A 21,687-nucleotide genomic window follows, 5' to 3' on the forward strand; every position below is an offset into this window, starting at 1 on the left:
GTGCCGTGGTTGGCGCACACCCGGAACTTCGATAGGTTAGGTGAGGCTTACCTAAGGAGGTCTGGGATGGGTGACGACAGCCACAGCTGGACGGCGGCTCCCGCCGCGGCGGAGCGGGCGCGCTCGGTGCTCGCCGCCGCGTGGTCCTGCTCCGTGACCGCGGAGGGCACACGGGAGGAACTGGTCGGCGCGCACACCGTGGGCGAGGACGGCCGGGTGCTCGTGGACGTGCCCGGGGACAGCGCCCTGCTCGCGGCCGTGATCTGCGCGCCCCGCGGTGAGCCGTCCGCGGTGCTGGAGTTCGCCGACGCCGCGCCCGTTCCGGTCCGCAACCGGATCCGCGCCCGGCTGTGGCTCGCGGGCTGGTTCGCCGTCGAGGGCGAGCGGCTCGCCTTCACGCCCACCCGTGTCGTGCTGCGGCAGCCGTCCGGCTCCGTGGTCGTGGACCTCGACGAGTTCGCCGCCGCCGGGCCCGACCCGCTCACCACGGCGGAGGCGCGGCTGCTGACGCACCTCGCCGACTGCCACGCCGACGCCGTCGAACGGCTCACCCGGCTCGTCGACTCCGACAGCCTGCACGGCGCGGTCCGCGTCCAGCCGCTCGCCGTCGACCGGCACGGCCTGACACTGCGCATCGAACGGGTCCGCGCCCACGGCGACGTGCGCCTCGCCTTCCACGCGCCCGCCGACGACGTCGCGCAGCTCACCGAGCGCATGCACGTCCTGCTCGGCCAGGCCGCCGCCGCGTCGTGCCCGCGGGCCCTACAGCGGCAGCGCACAGACGGCGACGGGTGAGGGGAACGATTCTCCTGTGCGCCGGAGTCCGCCGCCCTCGTCCACGTGGAAGACGGTGACGGTGGAGGACTTCTGGTTGGCGGCGAACAGCAGCGTGCCCTCCGGTGAGAAGGCGATCTGACGGGGGAAGTCCCCGCCCACCGGCACCGTGCCGAGCAGCCGCAGCCGGGCGCCCTTCGCCTCGACGGCGTAACGGGTGAGGCTGTTGTGGCCGCGGTTGGCGAGATAGGCGTAGCGGCCGTTCGCGGTCACCAGGATCTGCGCCGGGTAGCTGCTGCCCGGGCCCGTGCCCGTGGACTGCGCCCCGCCGACGGTGACCCGGCCGGAGGTCTTGTCGTACGAGCAGACCGCCACGGTGTTGTCGACCTCGTTGGCGAGGTAGGCGTACCGGCCGCCGGGATGGAACGTGAGGTGGCGCGGACCCGCGCCCGGCCGGGTCCGGGCGCGCGCGACCTCGGTGAGCGTGCCCGCCTTCTCGTCCAGCCGGTACGAGTGGACGGTGTCCGTCCCCAGGTCGACGGCGATCACATGGCCGCCGTCCGGGCTCGTGACGACCTGGTGGGCGTGCGGGCCCTCCTGGCCCGGCCCGGGCGGCGGAGCGGAGTGCCGCACGAGGTCGGTGCGTTCACCGAGGGCGCCCGAGGCGTCGATGGGATGCACGGCCACGCTGCCCGAGCCGTAGTTCGCGCTCAGCAGCCAGCGCCCGCCCGGATGCACCGACAGATGACATGGGGCGGCCCCGCCGGTGCTCCGGCTGCCCAGCACCTTCCGGTCGGACAGCCGGACGGCTGTCACGGCACCGTCGTCACGCTCGTCCACCGCGTACAGCGTGCGGCGGTCCGGGTGGATCGCCAGGTACGACGGGTCGCCGACACCACCGATCGTGCCGGCGCCGGTGATCCGGCCCGTCCCCGGGTCGTACGTAGCCAGGCCGACGCCCGTGCCGCCGCCCTCGGCGGAGGTGTAGGTGCCGAGGTACAGCGGGCGGGGCCCGGAGGGGCGGCGGGCCCCGCGCGACGGGCTCGTACTCGCCTCAGGGGCCGTGGCCGGATCCGACGCCGGGGCGGGCGCGCCGCCGCAGGACGGCAACGCCGCCACGGCCGCCCCGCCCGCCAGCGCGCCGACGAACCGGCGCCTGCTCCAGCCGCCCCTGTCCATGTCGCCCCTCAGGTCGTCCCTCGTCCCGGTCGTGACAGCCACCTTGTCGTTTCCCGCCCGTCGGGTGCAAACAACCCCGTCGGGTGCAGACAACGGCAGCAGGTGTCACGCGCGGGGACGGCTACCAGTCCCCGTCCTGGACCGGTGCGCCCGGGGCGTCCTTGAGCTGCTGCGTCTGCCCAGGCGCCGGCGGCTGCCAGGGCTCGTGGTCGTCGCCGAGCCAGTCGCCGACCGGCTTGACGGACTGGAGCGTGTCCGTGGGGGCGAGGTCCTCCGCGTCCTGGTCGAAGTAGTCGAACCAGGGCAGGCCGGCCCGGGTGTAAGCGGCCCGGTCCACCGGCGACGGCGGTGCGGCCTCGCCGGTGATGCGGCGCCACTCCGGCGGCGTCACCAGGTGCACGAACACCCGCCCGGCAGGTTCCCGCGACCAGTCCGTGAGCGGCCGTTCGTCCTGGTAGACCTCCTGCCGCATGGAGCCGCCGACACCCAGACCCATCGCGGCGGCCGCGCGCGGCGGACTCGCCGGAACGGCACCGGCGGCAGGCGCCGGAACCGACCCGGGCGCGGCCGGAGCCGCCGGGGGCATCGGGGCGCCGTAGCCGGCGGAAGCGGGCGGGGCGGCCGGGGGCATCGACGCGCTGTAGCCGCCGGACCCGGCGGTGGGCAGGCCGCCCGGCATCGCCGCGCCGTAGCCGCTCGCCGGCGGCGCGGAGCGCTCCCGCTCCGCCCGCAGCCGCTCCTCGGCACGCCACCGCGCCAGCTCGCGGTCGTTCAGCGCGAAGGACTGCAGCTGTACGCCGCCCCACACCTCCTCGCCGGTGACCTGCCCCTCGACGGTGGCGCCCAGACCGAGCGGAACGGCCACGAACTGCCGGACCGTGCCCGTGCCGGAGTTGATGCCGTCCAGCCAGGGCTGGCGGGGGAGCACCACATAGTTCTGCGGGTCGCGTGCCGGCCGGTCGCTCCAGGGCCGGCCGGAGACCGCGCAGACCTTGCCGACGCCGACCTGCAGCGCGGCCGGCTCCGAGGTGCCCGCGAAGCTCAGCCACATCGCCTCGCGCAGATAGACCGGCAGCATCACACCGCCGCGAGCCCGCCACTCGCCGGGGACCCGGTCCGCGTAGTCCGCGACGCGCCGCACCGGGAACTCGCCGAGGCCCGGGGGCAGCGGATGAGTGCCCGTCTCCGGCAGGCGCAGTGTGCGGATGAACCGCACGGCGACCCCGCCCGGCAGCCGCAGAGTGTTCCCGTCGATCCGCACGTCGGCCATCGGCCCGCCCCTCGCATCAGGCGCCGGCCCCCTGCCGGCGCTTCCCTCAGCGAGAACGCCCACCGAACCCCGCGCGGTTCCGCCACATCTGCTCCGTGACGCCCAGCCGCTCCCGCAGCCGCGTCAGACGGGGCATCCGGGCCCGCTGCTCGCGCGACACACGGTCCAGTTCCTCGAACAGGCGGCGGGTGCGGTGCTCGGTGTCGAGTTCGTCGAGGATGCGGTCGACCTCCGTCAGCACGGCCCCCGGAAGCTGCCAGTGCCCGGGGGAGCGCTCGGCCTCCTCGCGCAGCAGCAGGGCCAGCTTGTCGCGGGTGCCCGCGGCGGTGCGCAGTTCTGCGGCCAGACGTTCCTCCGCCGACTCGGCGCTCGCGCTCAGATGGGTGGTGACCAGCACCGCGAAGCTCACCACGGCGTCGGCGATCTCGGACAGCACCTGCTCCAGGGCGGCACCCGTCTCGGCCTCGAACAGCGGCTCGGGCTCGCGCTGCTTCGCGAGGTCGGTGAGGGAGCGGGCGAGCACGCGCAGGACCACCGTGCAGATCTCCAGCGTGTCCAGGCCGGTGCGCATCACCACCCGGTGCAGCACGCTGTCCTGCACGCGCGGGTTGAGCCGCAGACTGTCCTCCGCCTGCCGCAGCGCCGCGTCCACCTCGACGATGTCGTGGTCCAGCCGGCGCGCCTCGTGCAGCTGGCTCTCCGCGCGGTCCACGGGTGTGCCGCCCGCGGCCTCCTCGCCCATGCGCAGCATCAGCTGCCGCAGCCGGCGCGAGAGGCCCTCGATGGACTCGCCCGCCTCCTCCACCCACACCGGCGGAGCCAGCAGCAGGTTGCAGGCGAGTCCGACGGACGCGCCGATCAGGGTCTCCACCACCCGGGCCCAGGCGGTGTCCCCGACGCTGGTGACACCGAGGACGAGCATCGCGCTGATCGCGACCTCGGGCACGTACTCCTCCACCCGGACCAGCCGTCCCACCGCCAGCGAGGCCACCAGGAGCAGCGCCAGGCTCCACCAGGTCAGCCCCACCAGCAGGCTGAACGCGATGGCGACGAGGACGCCGGTCACCACGGCGTTCACCCGCCGGAAGCCGTTGGTGATCGTGGCGTACAGGGTCACCTGGACGACCAGCAGTGCCGTCAGGGGAGCGGTGAGCGGGGCCGGCTCGGGGCTCAGCCGCAGCGCGATGACGTACGCGATCGTCGCCGCGGTCGCGGACCGCACCGTCTGGACGACCACCGGATCACGACGCTTCCTCACGATCCGCTCGGCGTGCGCCGTCCACTCACGTACCTCTCGCATCCTCGGGCTGTTCCCCTTCCCCGGCGTATCGAACGGATCCGTCGCACACATCCATCACTTCCATGAAGGACGCTCACGAAGGACGTTAGTGCCGGGGCACAGCGCGGGCGACCGAGGAGCTCAGGCGGACACCTTGTCGAGGAAGGCGGACAGCTGGCTCCTGGTCCGCGCGATCTGTTCCTCCACGGTGAGGCTCTCCTCGAACCGGGACCCCGCCTCCGGCGCCTTCTTCCCGCGTACGTACAGGGAACAGGCGAGGTCGGTGCACATGTACGCGCCCACGGAGTTGCCCTCACGGCCGGCCGGCCCCGCCTTCCGCGCGGTCATCAGCGAGACCCCGCCGCGCGGATGCGTCGTCAGGCACAGCGAACACATGCTGCGGTGCAGGAACCCGCGCTGCGCGACCTGGAACCGCATCGAGAGGCCGATGAGCCGCCCTCCCCGCTCGGTCACCAGATAGCTGCGGTCGGGTGCCCCCGGGTCCCGCCACCCGAGGAAGTCGAGATCGTCCCAGGGCCGCTCGTCGAGGTCCCGGGGCACGGTCAGACGCTTGGCCTCGCCCTTCGAGCAGTTGATGAAGGAGGCGCGGACGTCCTGCTCGGTGAGCGGCTGCATGGGAACTCCTGAAGTCGTCTTCGCGAACCTAGGGGTCCTAGGTTTTGGCGGCGGGGCCACACTAGACAGTCGCGTCGCCGAGGGCGACCGGATTTCCGTCCGGCCCGGGGTGCCTGTGACGGATCTTCGTGGCGTCGCCGGAGATCCGTCAGAAACCCCCTAGCCGACCGCGGCCCGCGGCGGCCACGCCCCGGGCGCCAGCACCCCCAGCGCGTACGCCCGGGCCACCAGTTCCGTGCGGTTGGACGCACCCCAGCGGGACGACAGACGGCGCAGGTGGTAGGTGACACCGTCCGCACTGAGGCCCGTCTCGCGGGCCGCCCGGGCCGTGGTGGCGCCGGCGGCCAGGAGCGCCAGGACGCGGGTCTCCATCGGTGTGACCCGGGCCTGATCGACGGCTGGGACGGGGGAGGGGACGCGTTCGGACTCCACCCGGAGCATCACCAGCAGAGCAGGGGTGTCCTCCGCCGTGTCGCTGACCGGATCCGCCGTCAGTTCGCCGAAGCGATCCGCGCCATTGGGGGCCCGCCAGCGCACCGACACCTGGTAGCGGGAACGGCGGCGCAGGCGCAGGGCCTCGGCGATCCGCTCGACCTGGGTCGCCTCGCGCGGGCTGAACAGGTCCAGCACATCGCGTCCGCGCAGCTGCCCCGGCGTCCTGCCGCACTCCGCCGCCATCGCCGGATTGGCCAGCAGCACCGCCCCGTACACGTCGCACACCGCGACCGGCATCGCGACCCGGTCGAACAGCAGCAGCGCGCGGTTGCGCCACGTCACGGCCTCCTGCCGGGCCAGGTCCACGCGTCGGCTCCTTTCACGCCGTGCCGCTCCCGCGCAAGAGCGGAGCGGCCGCACGCACTACACAATCATGTAGGACCGCCGGTCCGCCTCCCCGGCCCGGTGGACCACGCTGGATCGCAGTACTTCCGTACCGCGAAAGGCAGTTGCCGCGCCATGCCCCCCACCGGACAGACTCCCCTGACCGCCGACGACCTCCCCGGCGTCCCCGTCGCCGACATCTCCGCCACCGGACCCGGTGGTGCGCCCATCCAGCAGGTCATGGATCTGATGCGCGAGCACGGGCCGGTCCTCGTGCGGCGGCTGTACGGGCGGGACACCCTGTTCGTGAGCGACCTGGACCTCGTGGCCGAACTCGCCGACGAGCAGCGGTTCGCCAAGCACATCGGGCCCGGCCTGGAGAACGTCCGCGAGTTCGCCGCCGACGGCCTGTTCACCGCGTACAACGACGAGCCCAACTGGGCCAAGGCGCACGACATCCTCATGCCCGCCTTCGCGCTGGGCTCGATGCGCACGTACCACCCCGTGATGCTGGAGGTGGCCCGCCGGCTCATCGCGTCCTGGGACCGCGACGCCCGCGCCGGCCGGCCGGTGAACGTGCCCGACGACATGACCCGCATGACCCTCGACACCATCGGACTCGCCGGCTTCGGCTACGACTTCGGCTCCTTCGAACGGTCCGAGCCGCACCCCTTCGTCCAGTCGATGGTCCGCTGCCTGGAGTGGAGCATGACCCGCCTGGCGCGCGTGCCCGGCAAGGACTACACCGAGCAGGACGCGGCCTTCCGTGAGGACTCCGCCTACCTCGCCGAGGTCGTCGACGACGTCATCGCCGCCCGCACCGGTACCGACCAGAGCGACGCCGACGACCTCCTCGGCCTGATGCTCACCGCAGAGCACCCGGACGACGGCACCACGCTCGACACCGCGAACATCCGCAACCAGGTCATCACGTTCCTGATCGCCGGCCACGAGACCACCTCCGGCGCGATGTCCTTCGCGCTGTACTACCTCGCCAAGCACCCCACCGCGCTCCGCCTGGTGCAGCGCGAGGTCGACGCGCTGTGGGGCGACCGGGCCGACGTCGAGCCGACGTACGAGGAGGTCGGCCGGCTGACCTACACCCGCCAGGTCCTCAACGAGGCGCTCCGGCTGTGGCCCACGGCCGCCGTGTTCTCCCGCGAGGCCCGCGAGGACACCCTGCTCGGCGGCCGCGTCCCGCTGCGCGCCGGGCAGGGCGTCCTGGTCCTCGCGCCGATGCTGCACCGGCAACCCGTGTGGGGTGACAACCCCGAGCTGTTCGACCCCTCCCGCTTCACGGCCGAGGCGGAAGCCGAGCGGCCGGTGCACGCCTTCAAGCCGTTCGGCACCGGCGAGCGGGCCTGCATCGGGCGGCAGTTCGCGCTGCACGAGGCGACCATGCTGCTGGCCATGCTCGTCCACCGCTACCGGATGGGCGACCACGCCGGCTACCGGCTCGACGTCAAGGAGACCCTCACCCTCAAGCCCGAGGGCTTCACCCTCGCGCTGACGCCCCGCAGCCGCGCCGACCGTGTCCACGGCCCGCTGCCGGGAGCCGCCCCGGCCCAGGACACCGCCACGGCCGAGCCGCAGGACCTGCCCGCCCGCGTCCGTCCCGGCACCGCGGCCCTCTTCCTGCACGGCAGCAACTACGGCACCTGCCGCGACTTCGCGGCCCAGCTCGCCGACGAGGCCACCGCCCTCGGCTGCGCGACCGAGGTGGCCCCCCTCGACGCCTACGCGGACGGCCTGCCCACCGACCGGCCCGTCGTCATCACCGCCGCCTCCTACAACGGCCGCCCCACCGACGACGCCACCGCCTTCGCCGCCCGGCTGGAGGAGACCCACGACCTGTCGGGCGTCACCTACGCCGTCCTCGGCGTCGGTGACAGCAACTGGGCCGCCACCTACCAGCACGTCCCCACCCGCATCGACGAGCGGCTCGCCGCGTGCGGCGCCGACCGGCTGCTGGAGCGTGCCGCCGCCGACGCCTCCGGCGACCTCGCCGGCACCGTCCGCGCCTTCACCGCGTCCCTGCGCACCGCTCTCCTGCAGCGCCACGGCGACCCGGACGCCACGACACCGGACCCGGAGCCCACGACCGCCTACGAGGTCCGCACCCTGAGCGGCGGTCCGCTGGACGCCCTCGCCGGACGGCACGAACTCCTCCCCATGCGGGTCACCGAGGCCCGCGACCTCACCGCCCCCGGCTACGCGCGCCGCAAGCGGTTCCTCCGCGTCGCCCTGCCGGAGGGCGTCACCTACCGCACGGCCGACCATCTCACCGTGCTGCCCGCCAACGCCCCGGACCTCGTCACCCGCGCCGCCGCCGCGCTCGGCGCCGACCTCGACACCGTCCTGGACATCCGCGCCACCCGCCCGCGCCGCGACGGCATCGCCGTGGACCGGCCCGTGACGGTACGGCAGCTCCTCACCCACCACGTGGAGCTGCAGGAGCGCCCGGGCCCCGGGCAGCTGGCCGTCCTCGCCGCCGCCAACCCGTGCCCGCCGGAGCGCACGGCCCTGGCGGCCCTCACCGACGACCCGCGCACCCTCGTGGAGATCCTGGAGGACCACCCGGCCCTGCGCGGCGCCCTGGACTGGCCGCAGCTGCTCGGCCTCCTCACCCCGCTGCGCCCGCGCCACTACTCCGTCTCCTCCTCGCCCGCCGTCGACCCCGGGCACGTGGACCTGATGGTCTCGCTGCTCGAGGCACCCGCCCGTTCCGGCAAGGGCGTCTACCGGGGCACCGGCTCCGGTTTCCTCGCCACCGTCCGGCCCGGCGACACCCTGTACGCCCGTGTGCAGCCGTGCCGCGAGGCCTTCCGCATCGACACCACCGGCGACCCGGCGCCGGTCGTCATGGTCGCGGCGGGCACCGGCCTCGCCCCGTTCCGCGGCGCCATCGCCGATCGTGCGGCGGCCCTCGCGTCCGGCGCCGAACTCGCCCCCGCGGTCTGCTACTTCGGCTGCGACGCGCCGGACGCCGACTACCTGCACGCCGACGAACTGCGCGCCGCGGAGACGGCCGGGGCCGTCTCCCTGCGCCCCGCCTTCAGCGAGGCGCCCGAGGGCGAGGTGCGGTTCGTGCAGCACCGCATCGCCGCCGAGGCCGAGGAGGTCTGGGCCCTGCTGGACTCCGGGGCCCGGGTGTACGTCTGCGGTGACGGTTCCCGGATGGCGCCCGGGGTGCGGGAGGCGTTCCGTACCCTGTACCGGAAGCACACGCCGGACGCCGACGAGACGGCCGCCGAGCAGTGGCTCGACGGACTGGTCGCGCAGGGGCGTTACGTCGAGGACGTCTACGCGGCCGGCTGACCGGCGCGGCAGGGGAGGGGGGCACGCGGTGGTGGACTCCTGGGAACGGGCCCGGCACGTCCTGGCGGCGGCGGGCCTGGACCCCGGCCGCCTCGCCCGCCTCGCCCCCCTCAGCGGCGGCACGTACAACACCGTCGAGGAACTCCGCCTCACCGACGGCAGCCGCTACGTGCTGAAGATCCCGCCCGGCGCGGCCGTGCCCGGTCTGCGGCACGAGAGGCGCCTGCTCGTCTCGGAGGCCGAGTTCTGCCGCCGGGCCGCCCTCGCCGGGGTCCCTGGGCCGCGGAAGGTGCTCGCGGGGGACCACTTCCTGCTGATGACGGCCGTGCCGGGCGACCCCTGGGACGGCACGCTCACCGACCCGGAGCAGACCGCCCTGCGCACCGAGCTGGGGCGCCACGTGGCCCGGCTGCACGAGGTGACCGGCCCCGGCCACGGCTACCCCTCCGGCGCGCTCGGCCCGCTCGCCCGCGACTGGCGGACTGCGTACACGGCGATGTTCGACGCCGTCCTGGACGACGCCCGGCGCTACGGGGCCCGGCTGCCCCGCCCCGTCGACGCGGTGGCCCGCATCGCCGCGTCCGCGTACGGCGCCCTGGACGAGGTGACCCGCCCCCGCCTCGTCCACTTCGACCTGTGGCGGGGCAACATCCTCGTCGACCGCGCGGACGGCCGGGCCCGCATCGGCGGCCTCATCGACGGGGAGCGCATGTTCTGGGGCGACCCCCTGGCCGACTTCGTCTCCCTGGCGCTGCTCGGGGACATCAGGAAGGACGAGGAGTTCCTGGCCGGCTACCGGGAGGCCGGCGGCCGGGCCCGCTTCGACCCCCCGGCCCGTCGGCGCCTGGCCCTGTACCGGGCCTACCTGTACCTGATCATGCTGACCGAGACGGTTCCCCGCGAGGCCGGGGCGGAGCAGCAGCGCTGGGTTCAGGAGACGGTAGCCCCGGAACTCGTCGCGGCCCTGGACGAGATCGCGGAGGCCTCCTGACCCCGCCGTACCGGACGGCCGGTTAGCTCACATCGTGAAATAAGGGGTGGAGGAATGTCGCGCCGGGCCCGCCCCGACGGTATGTTGCAGGTCGGGCAGGGGATGCGAAGGGAGCCACATGGCTGCGCGGAACGGGCGCACGGTACGCGATCTCAGGCGGGCCAACCGCACGGCCGTGCTGCAGAGGCTCTACTTCGACGGCCCGCTCAGCCGCTTCGAACTCGGCCCGGCGACCGGCCTGAGCTCCGGTTCCGTCAGCAACGTCGTCGCCGATCTGGTGGCCGACGGGCTGGTCGAGGAGGCCGGCAGCGTCGACTCCGACGGCGGCCGGCCCCGCACCCTGCTGCGCGTCGCGCCCGGCAGCGGCCACATGATCGGCGTCGACGTCGGCGAGACCCGGGTCCGGGTCGAACTCTTCGACCTCACCCTCACCGAACTCGCCCGCGCCGAGCGCCCGCTGTCACCCCAGCGCTACGAGGTCGAGGCCATCGTCGACCACGTCCGCCACGGCATCGCCGAGGTGCTGGACACCACCGGCCCCGCCCCCGAACGGCTCCTCGGCGTCGGCATCGGCGTCCCCGGCATCGTCGAACGCACCCCTGAGCGCGGCGCGCTCGTGCACGGGCAGACCATCGGCTGGGACGCCGTCCCGCTGGAGGCCCTGCTCCGGGCCGGCTCCCCGCTGCCGGACACCGTCCCGTACTTCATCGACAACGGCGCCAAGACGCTGGGCCAGGCGGAGATGTGGTTCGGCGCCGGACGCGGCGCCCGCAACGCCGTCGTGGTCCTGTTCGGCTCCGGTGTCGGCGCCAGCCTCGTCACCCCCGACGTGGAGCAGGGCCGCGCGGTCGAGTGGGGACATCTGACCGTGCGGGTCCGGGGCCGCCGCTGCCGGTGCGGGGCGCTCGGCTGCCTGGAGGCGTACGCGGGTGCCGAGTCGCTGCTCGCCCGGTGGCGGGAGGAGGGCGGCCGGGTCCCCGACGGCGCCGACGAGGAGACCGCCCTCACCACGATGCTCGCCGCGGCCCATCCGCCCGAGGGGACCGCGGCCGACCCCGTCGCGCTGGCCGTCCTGGAGGAGACCGCCGAATACCTCGGAGCGGGCCTGTCCGACCTGATCAACCTCTTCCAGCCCGAGCGCATCCTCATCGGCGGCTGGGCGGGCCTGGCGCTCGGCGCGCGCTTCCTGCCCGCCGTACGCCGCCACGCCATGTCGTACGCGCTGCGTCACCCGGCCGGGAAGGTGACCGTCGAGCTGGGACGGCTCGGGCCCGACGCGGTCACCGTCGGTGCCGCGATCCTGCCGCTCGCGGACTTCTTCGCCCGCGGCGGACGGCGCCCCGACCCGGCACCGGAGTATCCGCTCCCCGCGTGGCGCACGGCACTCCAGGAGCGGACCCCGCGCTGAGGTTTGGGCGATCAGCGCGGAGGTACTCGCGTGGCGCCCGGACCACAGAAGGGAGCACGCCGTGACCGACCACCGCCTCGAAGGACCCGGCGAGAACGGTGAGCCCATCCCGCGGGACATGCCGGACCAGCAGGCCGACGACGGCGAGGACCCCTGGGAGGTCGCCCCGCGCTTCACGGGCACCGGCGAGAAGGACGGGCGCCGGAGCGACGACGAGACCGACGAGCCCACCGGTGACGTCCCCGACACGGACGAAGCGGGGACGGGCCGGCAAGGAGCACCGTGCTCGGGGACGGTTCACCCCGAGCACCCGGTGCCGGACGAGCCCTCCGCCTGAGGAGGGCATCCCAACCGAGGGCCGCAGCCGGCTGTGGGGGTCGGCTGCGGCCCTCGAGCACGTTCAGGGCCGGTGCAGCCCGCCGGCTCAGCCCACCTTGCGTCCGCGCAGCGGCTCCGTCCGCGCTCCAGCGCCCTGCCGCAGGCCCAGCAGGAACTCCTCCAGCACCTCGGGAGCCGTGTGCTCCGGTCGCCAGCCCAGCTCCGTACGCGCCCGTGTGCAGTCCATGAGAGGCAGCCGCAGGACCGCGTCGAACAGGTGCGGTGAGGCGGGCAGCAGGTGCAGGCCCCATGCGGCGGCGATCGCCGACCGGGCCGCGGTGCGCGGCAGCCGCACCGGCCGCGCGTCGAACATCTCGCCCAGCAGCCGGGCGTCGACCGGCGGGTCCGCCGCCAGGTTGAAGGCGCCCCGGACGTCGGAGTGCAGCGCGAGCCGGTAGGCGTTCGCCGCGTCGTCCGTGTGCAGGGCCTGCATCCGCAGTCCCGGGATGTCGGGCAGGACGGGCAGCAGCTCGGGGCGGGCCAGCGGGCCGGGCAGGAACCTGCCGCCGAAGATGCGCCGCTGTTCGCTCGCGGACTCCCGCCGGAACAGGAAGGCGGGCCGCATCCGCACCACCCGCGTTGCGGGGTGGTCACGCTCGAAGGTGTCCAGCGCCCGCTCCAGATAGGCCTTCTCCCGGCAGTACGCGGCATCCGGCCAGCCGTGCGTCGGCCAGGACTCGTCCACCGCCTCGTCCTTCGGCCCGGGCGAGTACGCGCCGACCGACGAGGCGTGCACCAGCGCCGGAACGCCGGCGGTGGCCACCGCCTCGAAGACCCGCATGCTGCCGAGCACGTTGGTGCGCCAGGTCGCCGCCGGGTCGTGCGTCGGCTGGAACGCCCAGGCCAGATGGACCACCGCGTCGGCGTCCGAGAACCGCTCCGCCAGTCCGGGCCGCCCGGAGGCCAGATCGACGGCGGCCCAGTCCGTCTTCGGCGGCGACCAGTCGGGGATCCGCCGGGCCAGCCCCAGCACGGAGGCGACCTCGGGGTCCTCCGACAGTACACGCACCACGCTCGTGCCGACGTTGCCGGTGGCCCCGGTGACGACGACCCTCTTGCCCGTTCCGATGCTCACTGCGCACTCCTCTCGGCCGCCTGGTTTCACGAGAGGTGCCGAGTACCCGGGTTCCATGTCCCGGACTCCGGACCGCTGGGGTGGGTCACCGGTCCTCGTCGCCCGGGACCGTCTCCGCCCAGAGGTTCTCCGCCTGGAGCAGCAGGGTGCCCAGGACCGCCGTGTGGGCGGCGCCCTCCCCGGCGTGCCGGCGCAGCTTCTCCTGCAACTCCTCGTGCAGTTCCTGCATCGCCTTCTGCGTCTCGTCGTCCGGCCGGGCGGTCACGCTGCCGTCGAGCAGGCTGTCGGCCTCGGCGCACAGGGCGTCCCCGATCAGCTCCAGCAGCCGTGCGTACGAGCGGAGGGCCGGGCCCTCCGGCGGGGCGGGGGACCGGTTGTCGTCCACGGACACCGCGAGGGCCCGGGTGAGCGTGGCCACGTGCCCGGTGACCCGGCCGAGCCGCTCGTCCTCGTCCACTGCCGGCAGCACATCGTCGTGCGGTACGCGGTGCAGGGCGCGCAGCGGCGCGTAGGTCAGGCGCAGGCTCTCCTGGCTCCACCGGCGCGCCGAACGCAGCGCCTTCAGCCGGTGGTCCAGCCGGTTCGAGGCACTCACCCAGCCGGCGGCGGTCTGCGCGTCCCAATCGCCCTCGCGCAGATCGCCGGCGACGGTGTGCAGCACCTCCCCCGCCTCCCGGGCGAGCGCCGCCAGGTTCTCCCGTACGTCCCGCAGGTGGATCGGGGGCAGGACGAGCGCGTTGACGGCGACGCCGATGACGGCGCCGATCGCTGCCTGGCCCACCCGGTGCCCGACGGCCGGCAGGCTCACCATGCCCGAGGAAATGGTGAACAGGGCCGTCGTCGCCGCGTAGATGCCCTGGTCGCCGAAGCGGGGCCAGTTCGCGAGCAGCATCAGCACCGGCACGGACAGGGCGAGCGCGCCGGTCGTGTCGCCGGTGATCGCCTGGGCCCCCGAGGCCACGAGCGTGCCGACGCAGATCGCGCCGAACTGCCGCGCCCCCTGTACCAGGGAGCTGAAGACGGTGGCCTGCACCAGCACCAGCGCCACCCAGGGCGCCATCAGCGCCAGCGGGTCGTCCATCCAGACGCCGCCCACCACCCAGGCGAGCACGGCCGCCCCGGCCGCCTTCAGCGACTGGACGACCAGGTCCCGCTCCCGCCCCGGCCCGCGCCACGCCGCCCGCACGGCCTCCCAGGCGGACCGCGAGTCCCGCCGCAGGGCGTCCAACGGCCGCACCCTTCGCGTGCCCTGCTGCAGATCTCCGATCCGCCCCCGGCCCATGGCTGTTCCCCGGGGCCGCGCATCCGGGGCCGCCCCCGTTTCTCCGTTCATGTCCCTCCGCCGGCGGAAGGCTCCCGCCCTCCGCCGTACCTCACTCGTCTCACGCGTCATACGCGGCGGGTATCCGCCTGACCGGCGGTTTCACGTTCTTCATGCCAGCGGGCTGTCGCCCAGGGCGGACAGCAGGTGCGCGGGGTCGGCGTAGACCGCGTCCGCGCCGGACTCCGCGAGGTCGGCGCGCGGGATGCCGCCGCACAGGACACCCACACAGCGCACCCCCGCCCTGCTGCCGGCCTGCATGTCCCACACGGTGTCGCCGACGAACACCGCCCGCCGGGCCGGCACCCCGGCCAGTTCCAGGGCGTGCTCGACCGGCTCGGAGGCGGGTTTGCCCTCGTCGACGTCGTCGGCGCTGGCGGTGGCGGTGATGGCCTCGTCCGCGTCGATCGCCCGGCGCAGCGCGCCCAGCTCCGCGCCGCCCGCCGAGGTGGCCAGCACCACCGTCCAGCCGTCCCGGTGCAGCCGCCGCAGCAGTGCTCCGGCCTCCGGCAGCGCGGGCAGCCGGTCGAAGTACTGCCCGTACAGCGCCTTGTGGCCGGCACTGATGTCCGCGTCCTGGTCCGTGTCCCGGTCGTCACCCAGCAGATGGGCGACCAGGTCGGTCGACGGCAGGCCCACGGCCCGGTGGATGGCGTGCATCGGCACCTGGTGGCCCACCTGCCGGAAGGCCTCCCACCAGGTCACGACATGCAGATGGTTGGTGTCGACCAGCGTGCCGTCGACATCGAACACGGCCGCCCGTTCCGCGCGTCCCATAGGTGCAGTTCCTTTCTCTCCGGCCACGCGGGTACCACGTCAGCCGCCCCCCACGCCGGACGGCACCCGCCGCTCATGGGTCCAGGCCAGCAGCTCCTCCAGGGACCACGTGGTCACCACCCGCTCGGGCGGCACCCCGCACTCCTCGGCCCGCGCGCACCCGTTGATCTGCCAGTCCAGCTGCCCCGGCGCGTGCGCGTCGGTGTCGATGGAGAACAGCACCCCGGCGTCCACGGCGCGGCGCAGCAGCCGCCGCGGCGGGTCCAGCCGCTCCGGCCTGCTGTTGATCTCCAGGGCCGTGCCCGTCTCCGCGAGCGCGGCGAACACCTCGTCCGCGTCGAACTCCGACTCCGGCCGCCCCCGCCCGGTCACCAGCCGCCCCGTGCAGTGCCCCAGCACGTCCGAGTGCGGATCCCGCACGGCGGCCACCATCCGCCGGGTCATCGACCGCGCGTCCATGCGCAGCTTGGAGTGCACCGACACCACCACCACGTCGAGCCGCTCCAGCAGCTCCGGCTCCTGGTCGAGCGCGCCGTCCTCGAGAATGTCGCACTCGATGCCGGTCAGCAGCCGGAACGGCGCCCAGGTCTCGTTGAGCTCCGCCACCACGTCCAGTTGCTCCCGCAGCCGCTCGGGGGACAGCCCGCGAGCCACCGTCAGCCGCGGCGAGTGATCGGTCAGCGCCGCCCAGTCGTGGCCCAGCTCAGCGGCGGCCCGGCCCATCTCCTCGATCGGGCTGCCGCCGTCCGACCAGTCGGAGTGCAGATGGCAGTCCCCGCGCAGCAGCGCCCGCAGCTTCTCCCCGCCCCGGACGACCGGGCGTGCGTTCTCGGCCTCGCCCTCCAGCTTGTCCAGATAGCCGGGGACCTCGCCGGCCAGCGCCTCCCGCACGACCTGGGCTGTCTTCGGGCCGACGCCCTTGAGCCCCTCCAGCGAACCGTCCGCCGCCCGCCGGCGCACCTCGTCCCCGCCGAGGTCCTTCAGTACGCGAGCTGCCGTACGGAAGGCGCGCACGCGGTAGGTCGGTGCCAGGGACCGCTCCAGCAGGAAGGCGATCCGGTCCAGTGCCTCGACGGGATCCATCGCCACCTCCACCTCAAGGGTTCCAAAGGGCCCGGCGGGCCGCACGACGGGCGCGCGGTTGTTTGCCCGGTGGCCCCCGGGTACTGCGATGCCTCGCCCCCATCCCTCGACGAGGAGGCCCGTCATGTCCGACCCCACCGCGCCCACCGGCAAGGTCGCCGTGATCACCGGCGCCGACTCCGGCATCGGCCGTGCCACCGCCGTCCACCTGGCGCGGGCCGGCATGGACGTCGGCATCACCTATCACACCGACCGCAGGGGCGCGGAGGAGACGGCCGACGAGGTGCGCGCGCACGGGCAGCGCGCCGAGGTCGCCCGGATGGACCTCACCCGGCTGCCCGACGCGGCGGACACCGCCGACGAGCTGTGCGAGCGACTGGGCCGCATCGGCGTGCTGGTCAACAACGCCGGCACCGGCACCATGACGCCCTTCCTCGACCTGGAACTGACCGACGTGCGCGAGGTCCTCGACGTGGATCTCGTCGGGCCGTTCCTGTGCGGGCAGAAGGCGGCCCGGCACATGATCGGGCACGGCGAGGGGGGCTGGATCATCAACGTCACGTCCGTCCAGGAGCACCAGCCGCGAGTGGGCGCCGCACCGTACTGTGCCGCCAAGGGGGGGGGGCTCGGGCTGCTGACCCAGGTCATGGCCCTCGAACTGGCCGAGCACCGCATCACCGCCAACGCGGTCGCCCCCGGGGAGATCTCCACGCCCATGACCGGGCAGGAGGACACCGACCCGCACACCGAGAGCCGCCCCGGCATCCCGCTCGGCCGGCCGGGTGACGCCCGCGAGGTCGCCGCGGTCGTCGCCTTCCTCGCCGGTCCGGACGCCTCGTACGTCACCGGCGCCTCCTGGAGCGTCGACGGCGGCATGCTGCGGATAAGTCCGCAGGCCGGTTCCCACCTGACCGGCCACGACTGGCGCCGCCCCTGAGCGGCCGGCCGGTCCGCCGGGTCCTGGACCCGCGCCACGGCCGGTTGCGTTCTACGCTCGATGCATGACCGAAAGCGCGAGCCCGTACATATCCCACCCGCGGATCCTGGTGCTCGGGGTCCAGCCGGGCACACCGCCGTTCCGGATCGTCCAGATCGACGGCCAGGTGGTCGGGGAGGCCCGGGCCGTCACCGACGTCCTGGCGGCCGCGGCCGCGTTCGGCATCCCCGTGCACGACATGGACGATCCGGACGTGGTCCGCTGGGTGGGCGGGGACAAGTTCACCTGGACCCTGCACTGAGGCCGTCCGCGCGCACGGCGCGTGCCTAGGCCTTGCCGGCCGGCGGCTTCTCCTCCGCCCGGGCCGGGCGGGGCCTGCGGGCGTGCACGGCCCTGCTGAGCCGGCGTCCCAGGAGGAGGTAACCGATGAGCGCCCCCGACGTGTTGAGGATGACGTCGTCGATGTCGAAGGCGCGGCCGGTGACCAGGGCTCCCTGGGCGAACTCCACCAGGAGCATCACGATCGCGGTCAGGAACAGTACGCGCAGGATGCCGCGGGTGCGGGGGGCGACCACGGGCACCAGGACGCCGAAGGGAACGCCCAGCAGGATGTTGCCGCCGATCTGCTTGACGGCGTCCCGCAGTTGGGGCTGGTCGAGGTAGGCCTTCAGGGAGCTGCCGGGTTGCAGATTGCTGTGGGTCAGCGCCTCCGAGGCCGGGGAGGGCTGCAAGGTCAGCCGGGCCAGCACCACGGCGAAGGCGACCATGAACGTGAACGCGCACAGCATCGCCAGCAGCCGGACGGGCAGCGGGAGGGGGCGGCGCTCGCTCCCTGACCCGGTGGTCCGGGGACGTGAGGCTGCACTGGCCATGAGGGTCCTCCACTCTTCAACTTCCCTGCGTGACAGGGCGGTTACCCCCGGACGCGGTGACGATGCCGTGGGGGGCGCGTTCCCGGCCACGGTCCCCCTGCGGCACCGCCGGGGGACCGTCACCCACCCTCCGTTGCCCGCGTTCGGCCCCGGCACTCCTGCGGTGGGCGTCACAACGGGGCGGGGCCCACGGCCCCGCCCCGTCGCCAGGGGCCGGATCAGCTCCCGTACGAGACGTGCACCTGCTTGAAGCCGAGGGAGCGCAGCAGGCCTTCGAGCATGCCCGTGGTGTTCGACTCGGCGCGTGCGGTCAGCTCGCTCTCCTTCGCCGCGTCGCCGATGTGCCGTACCGCCAGCTTCTGGACGGCCTGTTCGCCGTTGGGATTGTCCGAGAAGAGGTCGCCGAGGCGGTCGAGGAGGCCGCGCTGCTTGGAGACCGCGTAGGAGCGGTCGGGGTCGAGGGCGGGCTTGCCCAGTTGTGCGTGGGGCAGCCGGAGCGTGGCGGACGTGCGGTCGTCGTTGACCTTCACGTCGTTCTCGCCGACCTTGCCCAGGTCGACGTAGGCGTCGACGGTGCCCGCACCGACGTACAGCGTGCGGGACCCGCGGATCGCGTCGGGCAGGAGCTTGGCGTCCTTCTCCAGGTCCACGACGACCTGGAAATTGCCGGACGCGGCGTCGTAGCGGCTGATGTCCTGGATGGACTTCAGCAGCGCCGGGCCGGACCGGTCCTGGGTCTCGGTGCCGAAAAGGTCCTTCAGGCCCGGGAACACGCTCAGCCGGAGCCCCGCGAAGAACACGACGAGCAGCAGCACGAGCGCGGCCACCACCTTCGCCCAGCCGGGCATGCGCCTGGGGAGGCGCTTGACGGGAGTCGTCATGCGACGGCCCTCCTTCCTACTGTCCGGATGCCCACCCCGCTCCCGGCCAGACCGCCGGATCCGGGGCGGGACGGCCGCGGCGGAAGCACGCGGGGCGCACGCCCGTCACGGGCGGGACGTCGCCCCGGGCTGTTCCAGCGCCGCGTCCAGCGTCGGCTGCGGAGGCAGCAGCCGGGACAGGCCGGTGATCCGCAGGACGCGCAGTGTCAGCGGGTGCGCGCAGACGAGGAGCACCTGGCCGCGCCGGTCAAGCACCCGGCTGCGGGCCCGGTACAGCAGCCTGAGTCCGGAACAGTCGAAGAAGTCGATTCCGCTGAGGTCGATGACGACGCGGGCGGCCGGGAGGGCCGTCTCCCGGTCCAGGTGCGGCGCGATCTCCGAGGCCGCGGCGAGATCGATCTCACCGCGGAACTCCAGCACCGTGTGGCCCCGTTCCCGGCGTACGCGCAGATGCCGGGTGAGCGGTGCAGGTTCCTGCCGCACGACGAGATCGCCTCCAGCCTGCTCCGTGCGTGGGGAGGGGCACGGGCTCAACGCCGTTCCCCGCCCTGCAAGTTACCCTCCAACGAGTGAATTTGAGCATGTTCGATTGACATATGTCTGTGAAGACCCGCCGAGTTGGCCGAGGTTCGCGCCGGGGCGTGCGCGGGTGGGGTTCACGCGGCGCGTCCCGAGGCCCCGACCGGACTACGACAGGGCGTGCCAGGCCTTGGTGAGTGCCTGGCGGAACTGCTCGGTCTGCCGTGCGGTGAGGTCGCGCACCATCCGCTCCTCCAGTTCCCGGACCGGTCCGGCGTGCCGGGCGAGCACCTCGCGGCCGGAGTCGGTGAGCAGGATCAGCAGCTCCCGGCGGTTGCGGGGGTTGCGCTCCCGGCGCACCAGCCCGCGGCCCTCCAGGGAGCGGACCAGGTCCGCGATCGACTGGGCGGTGACGAAGGAGTCCCGCGCCAGCTGGGCCGCGGACAGCCCGTCGTGCCGTTCCAGCACGGTCAGCGCCGTGTACTGCAGAGCGGTGATCCCGGAGCTCCTGACCAGCTCGTCCAGATGGGAGCGCACGACGAGCTCCACCTGTTTCACCATGTAGAGCAGGGAAGGGGGCGCCTTGGTCGCCTGTGCGTCCAGCATGGAGTCAGGCTAGAGCATTGACAGGATTCCTGTCTCTCATAAAACTGCGCACAGACAGGAATCCTGTTTGTTGAAAACTTGGCAACGATGCTGAGGAGTGGCGATGACCACCTTCGAGGGCACACCCGGGCAGTTGTTCATCGGGGGCCGGTGGCGGGAGGCCGCCGACGGGGCGCGCACCGGGGTGGTCGACCCGTCCCGGGGAACCGTCGTCACCACCGTGGCCGAGGCGGGCCCGGCCGACGTCGACGCCGCCGTACGCGCCGCCCGCGAGACGTTCGACGGCGGATCCTGGTCCGGTCTGAGCGGCCGCGAGCGCGGCCGGGTCCTGCAACGCGTCGCCCGGCTGATCCGAGACAACGCCGACGAGCTCGCCGCGCTGGAGAGCCTGGACGCCGGCAAGCCAATCACACTGTGCGGTGCGGTCGACGTCACCAACGCGGCCAACGACTACGAGTACTACGCCCATCTCGCCCAGAGTCAGGACGGCGCGCTGCGCGACCTCCCGATGAACGCCCTCGCCTACACCAAGCGCGAGCCCCTCGGAGTGGTGGCCGCGATCACCCCGTTCAACTTCCCCCTGATCCTGGCCGGTTCGAAGATCGCCCCGGCACTGGCCGCCGGCAACACCGTCGTCCACAAGCCCGCCGACGAGACTCCGCTCAGCGCCCTGTACATGGCCCGGCTGCTCCAGGAAGCGGGTGTCCCCGACGGCGTGGTCAACGTCGTCACCGGCAGCGGCCCGGTGGCGGGCGAGGCGCTGCTGCGGCACCGCGGAGTCGACAAGGTCGCCTTCACCGGGTCCACCGCGATCGGCCGGCACGTGGCGAGCGTCGCCGGCGAGGCGCTCAAGCCCGTCACCATGGAGCTCGGCGGGAACGCCGCCCACATCGTCTTCGAGGACGCCGACCTGGAGAGGGCGGTCGGCGCGGTCATCAAGGGCTTCGTCTTCAACACCGGCCAGTTCTGCATGGGCGGCCCGCGTCTGCTGGTGGCCCGCTCGGTGTACCCGACCCTGCTCGGCATCCTCGCGGAGGCCGTGCCCGGTGTACCGGTCGGCGATCCGCGCGACCCGGCCACCGTCATCGGCCCGATGGCGGCCGAGAAGCACCTGAAGAAGGTCGAGGAGTACGTCGCCCTGGCCCGCAAGGAGGGCGCCCGTATCGTCTGCGGCGGCGAACGGCTCGACCTGGACGGCGGCTACTACTACCGGCCCACCGTCATCGCGGGCCTGGCGAACGACTCCCGCGTGATCCAGGAGGAGATCTTCGGCCCGGTCCTCACCGTGCAGCCCTTCGACGACGAGGACGAGGCCGTCGCCCTCGCCAACTCCACCCCCTACGGCCTGGCCTCGGGGGTCCAGACCGCCGCCCTCGCCCGCGCCCACCGGGTCGCCGACCGGCTCCAGGCGGGCATCGTCTGGGTCAATGACTGGGCCATGCTCGACCCCGCGGTGCCCTTCGGCGGGGTGAAGGACTCCGGCTACGGCCGCGAGTACGGGCCCGAGGCCCTCGCCGGTTACACCAAGGTCAAGTCCGTCGTCGTCTCGCTCGGCTGAGCGACC

Annotated in this window: 21 protein-coding genes; 8 read left to right on the forward strand and 13 right to left on the reverse strand. The window is 73.7% G+C overall.

Annotated features, from left to right (window positions below):
- Window positions 1–66 precede the first annotated feature (66 nt).
- A complete protein-coding gene (locus AB0937_RS30480) occupies window positions 67–795 on the forward strand; it encodes a DUF2470 domain-containing protein (RefSeq protein WP_366716123.1) in 729 nt (242 codons plus the stop codon).
- Here AB0937_RS30480 and AB0937_RS30485 read toward each other — a convergent pair.
- From AB0937_RS30485 to AB0937_RS30505, 5 genes are all read right to left on the reverse strand, one after another.
- Window positions 763–1,953 (reverse strand): lactonase family protein, encoded by a 1,191-nt coding sequence (locus AB0937_RS30485; RefSeq protein WP_366716193.1) that lies wholly within the window; start codon window positions 1,951–1,953, stop codon window positions 763–765. The genes AB0937_RS30480 and AB0937_RS30485 overlap by 33 nt on opposite strands.
- A gap of 121 nt (window positions 1,954–2,074) precedes the next feature.
- A complete protein-coding gene (locus tag AB0937_RS30490; RefSeq protein ID WP_366716125.1) occupies window positions 2,075–3,223 on the reverse strand; it encodes a hypothetical protein in 1,149 nt (382 codons plus the stop codon).
- Between the two features lie 46 nt (window positions 3,224–3,269).
- Window positions 3,270–4,523 carry an FUSC family protein gene (locus tag AB0937_RS30495; RefSeq protein WP_366716127.1) on the reverse strand — a complete coding sequence of 418 codons (1,254 nt, stop codon included), beginning with the start codon at window positions 4,521–4,523 and terminating at the stop codon, window positions 3,270–3,272.
- A 120-nt stretch (window positions 4,524–4,643) separates the two neighbouring features.
- Window positions 4,644–5,138, reverse strand: coding sequence for an FBP domain-containing protein (locus tag AB0937_RS30500; protein ID WP_366716129.1), 495 nt, complete (start codon window positions 5,136–5,138; stop codon window positions 4,644–4,646).
- 159 nt (window positions 5,139–5,297) lie between these two features.
- Window positions 5,298–5,939, reverse strand: a complete 642-nt coding sequence (locus AB0937_RS30505; protein WP_366716130.1) for a PAS domain-containing protein — start codon at window positions 5,937–5,939, stop codon at window positions 5,298–5,300.
- 153 nt (window positions 5,940–6,092) lie between these two features.
- Between AB0937_RS30505 and AB0937_RS30510 the strand changes: the two genes are divergently transcribed.
- The 4 genes from AB0937_RS30510 (at window position 6,093) to AB0937_RS30525 (ending at window position 12,011) form a co-directional block, all read left to right on the forward strand.
- Window positions 6,093–9,275 carry a cytochrome P450 gene (locus AB0937_RS30510; protein WP_366716132.1) on the forward strand — a complete coding sequence of 1,061 codons (3,183 nt, stop codon included), beginning with the start codon at window positions 6,093–6,095 and terminating at the stop codon, window positions 9,273–9,275.
- Between the two features lie 28 nt (window positions 9,276–9,303).
- Window positions 9,304–10,266 carry an aminoglycoside phosphotransferase family protein gene (locus AB0937_RS30515; protein ID WP_366716134.1) on the forward strand — a complete coding sequence of 321 codons (963 nt, stop codon included), beginning with the start codon at window positions 9,304–9,306 and terminating at the stop codon, window positions 10,264–10,266.
- A 118-nt stretch (window positions 10,267–10,384) separates the two neighbouring features.
- Entirely contained in the window at window positions 10,385–11,674 is a 1,290-nt protein-coding gene (locus AB0937_RS30520; RefSeq protein ID WP_366716136.1) for an ROK family transcriptional regulator, read from the forward strand.
- Between the two features lie 61 nt (window positions 11,675–11,735).
- Window positions 11,736–12,011: a hypothetical protein gene (locus AB0937_RS30525; protein WP_366716138.1), complete on the forward strand. Its 276-nt coding sequence runs from the start codon at window positions 11,736–11,738 to the stop codon at window positions 12,009–12,011.
- A gap of 87 nt (window positions 12,012–12,098) precedes the next feature.
- On the opposite strand, the gene AB0937_RS30530 is transcribed toward AB0937_RS30525, so the two are convergent.
- The 4 genes from AB0937_RS30530 to AB0937_RS30545 all read right to left on the reverse strand — a co-directional run bounded on the left by AB0937_RS30530 (window position 12,099) and on the right by AB0937_RS30545 (window position 16,308).
- Window positions 12,099–13,127 (reverse strand): SDR family oxidoreductase, encoded by a 1,029-nt coding sequence (locus AB0937_RS30530; protein WP_366716140.1) that lies wholly within the window; start codon window positions 13,125–13,127, stop codon window positions 12,099–12,101.
- 85 nt (window positions 13,128–13,212) lie between these two features.
- Window positions 13,213–14,409 carry an FUSC family protein gene (locus AB0937_RS30535; protein ID WP_366716142.1) on the reverse strand — a complete coding sequence of 399 codons (1,197 nt, stop codon included), beginning with the start codon at window positions 14,407–14,409 and terminating at the stop codon, window positions 13,213–13,215.
- Window positions 14,410–14,559: 150 nt separating this feature from the next.
- Window positions 14,560–15,225, reverse strand: coding sequence for an HAD family hydrolase (locus AB0937_RS30540; protein WP_366716144.1), 666 nt, complete (start codon window positions 15,223–15,225; stop codon window positions 14,560–14,562).
- Between the two features lie 39 nt (window positions 15,226–15,264).
- Window positions 15,265–16,308, reverse strand: coding sequence for a PHP domain-containing protein (locus AB0937_RS30545; protein ID WP_366716146.1), 1,044 nt, complete (start codon window positions 16,306–16,308; stop codon window positions 15,265–15,267).
- A gap of 124 nt (window positions 16,309–16,432) precedes the next feature.
- Here AB0937_RS30545 and AB0937_RS30550 point away from each other — a divergent pair, with 124 nt between their 5' ends.
- Complete coding sequence (locus tag AB0937_RS30550) at window positions 16,433–17,245, forward strand: SDR family oxidoreductase (RefSeq protein ID WP_366716148.1); 813 nt, start codon at window positions 16,433–16,435, stop codon at window positions 17,243–17,245.
- A 64-nt stretch (window positions 17,246–17,309) separates the two neighbouring features.
- Window positions 17,310–17,546, forward strand: a complete 237-nt coding sequence (locus tag AB0937_RS30555; protein ID WP_344455633.1) for a hypothetical protein — start codon at window positions 17,310–17,312, stop codon at window positions 17,544–17,546.
- Between the two features lie 25 nt (window positions 17,547–17,571).
- Here the strand turns inward: AB0937_RS30555 and AB0937_RS30560 are convergent, their stop codons facing one another.
- From AB0937_RS30560 to AB0937_RS30575, 4 genes are all read right to left on the reverse strand, one after another.
- Window positions 17,572–18,117: a VanZ family protein gene (locus AB0937_RS30560; protein WP_366716151.1), complete on the reverse strand. Its 546-nt coding sequence runs from the start codon at window positions 18,115–18,117 to the stop codon at window positions 17,572–17,574.
- A 218-nt stretch (window positions 18,118–18,335) separates the two neighbouring features.
- Window positions 18,336–18,998: a DUF4230 domain-containing protein gene (locus AB0937_RS30565; protein ID WP_366716153.1), complete on the reverse strand. Its 663-nt coding sequence runs from the start codon at window positions 18,996–18,998 to the stop codon at window positions 18,336–18,338.
- Window positions 18,999–19,103: 105 nt separating this feature from the next.
- On the reverse strand, window positions 19,104–19,481 hold the full coding sequence (locus tag AB0937_RS30570; RefSeq protein ID WP_366716155.1) for an anti-sigma factor antagonist: 378 nt from the start codon (window positions 19,479–19,481) through the stop codon (window positions 19,104–19,106).
- Window positions 19,482–19,685: 204 nt separating this feature from the next.
- A complete protein-coding gene (locus AB0937_RS30575; RefSeq protein ID WP_366716157.1) occupies window positions 19,686–20,123 on the reverse strand; it encodes a MarR family transcriptional regulator in 438 nt (145 codons plus the stop codon).
- Window positions 20,124–20,226: 103 nt separating this feature from the next.
- Between AB0937_RS30575 and AB0937_RS30580 the strand changes: the two genes are divergently transcribed.
- Window positions 20,227–21,681: an aldehyde dehydrogenase family protein gene (locus AB0937_RS30580; protein ID WP_366716159.1), complete on the forward strand. Its 1,455-nt coding sequence runs from the start codon at window positions 20,227–20,229 to the stop codon at window positions 21,679–21,681.
- The last annotated feature ends 6 nt before the right edge of the window (window positions 21,682–21,687 follow it).

It is taken from the genome of Streptomyces sp. NPDC047880 (assembly GCF_040706515.1).
Lineage (GTDB): Bacteria > Actinomycetota > Actinomycetes > Streptomycetales > Streptomycetaceae > Streptomyces.

What these genes read in the sequence shown, in the direction of transcription:
- AB0937_RS30480 (WP_366716123.1), top strand. Translation starts at nt 67, where the DNA reads ATGGGTGACGACAGCCACAGCTGGACGGCGGCTCCCGCCGCGGCGGAG.
- AB0937_RS30485 (WP_366716193.1), bottom strand. Translation starts at nt 1,953, where the DNA reads ATGGACAGGGGCGGCTGGAGCAGGCGCCGGTTCGTCGGCGCGCTGGCG.
- AB0937_RS30490 (WP_366716125.1), bottom strand. Translation starts at nt 3,223, where the DNA reads ATGGCCGACGTGCGGATCGACGGGAACACTCTGCGGCTGCCGGGCGGG.
- AB0937_RS30495 (WP_366716127.1), bottom strand. Translation starts at nt 4,523, where the DNA reads ATGCGAGAGGTACGTGAGTGGACGGCGCACGCCGAGCGGATCGTGAGG.
- AB0937_RS30500 (WP_366716129.1), bottom strand. Translation starts at nt 5,138, where the DNA reads ATGCAGCCGCTCACCGAGCAGGACGTCCGCGCCTCCTTCATCAACTGC.
- AB0937_RS30510 (WP_366716132.1), top strand. Translation starts at nt 6,093, where the DNA reads ATGCCCCCCACCGGACAGACTCCCCTGACCGCCGACGACCTCCCCGGC.
- AB0937_RS30520 (WP_366716136.1), top strand. Translation starts at nt 10,385, where the DNA reads ATGGCTGCGCGGAACGGGCGCACGGTACGCGATCTCAGGCGGGCCAAC.
- AB0937_RS30535 (WP_366716142.1), bottom strand. Translation starts at nt 14,409, where the DNA reads ATGGGCCGGGGGCGGATCGGAGATCTGCAGCAGGGCACGCGAAGGGTG.
- AB0937_RS30540 (WP_366716144.1), bottom strand. Translation starts at nt 15,225, where the DNA reads ATGGGACGCGCGGAACGGGCGGCCGTGTTCGATGTCGACGGCACGCTG.
- AB0937_RS30545 (WP_366716146.1), bottom strand. Translation starts at nt 16,308, where the DNA reads ATGGATCCCGTCGAGGCACTGGACCGGATCGCCTTCCTGCTGGAGCGG.
- AB0937_RS30550 (WP_366716148.1), top strand. Translation starts at nt 16,433, where the DNA reads ATGTCCGACCCCACCGCGCCCACCGGCAAGGTCGCCGTGATCACCGGC.
- AB0937_RS30555 (WP_344455633.1), top strand. Translation starts at nt 17,310, where the DNA reads ATGACCGAAAGCGCGAGCCCGTACATATCCCACCCGCGGATCCTGGTG.
- AB0937_RS30560 (WP_366716151.1), bottom strand. Translation starts at nt 18,117, where the DNA reads ATGGCCAGTGCAGCCTCACGTCCCCGGACCACCGGGTCAGGGAGCGAG.
- AB0937_RS30565 (WP_366716153.1), bottom strand. Translation starts at nt 18,998, where the DNA reads ATGACGACTCCCGTCAAGCGCCTCCCCAGGCGCATGCCCGGCTGGGCG.
- AB0937_RS30575 (WP_366716157.1), bottom strand. Translation starts at nt 20,123, where the DNA reads ATGCTGGACGCACAGGCGACCAAGGCGCCCCCTTCCCTGCTCTACATG.
- AB0937_RS30580 (WP_366716159.1), top strand. Translation starts at nt 20,227, where the DNA reads ATGACCACCTTCGAGGGCACACCCGGGCAGTTGTTCATCGGGGGCCGG.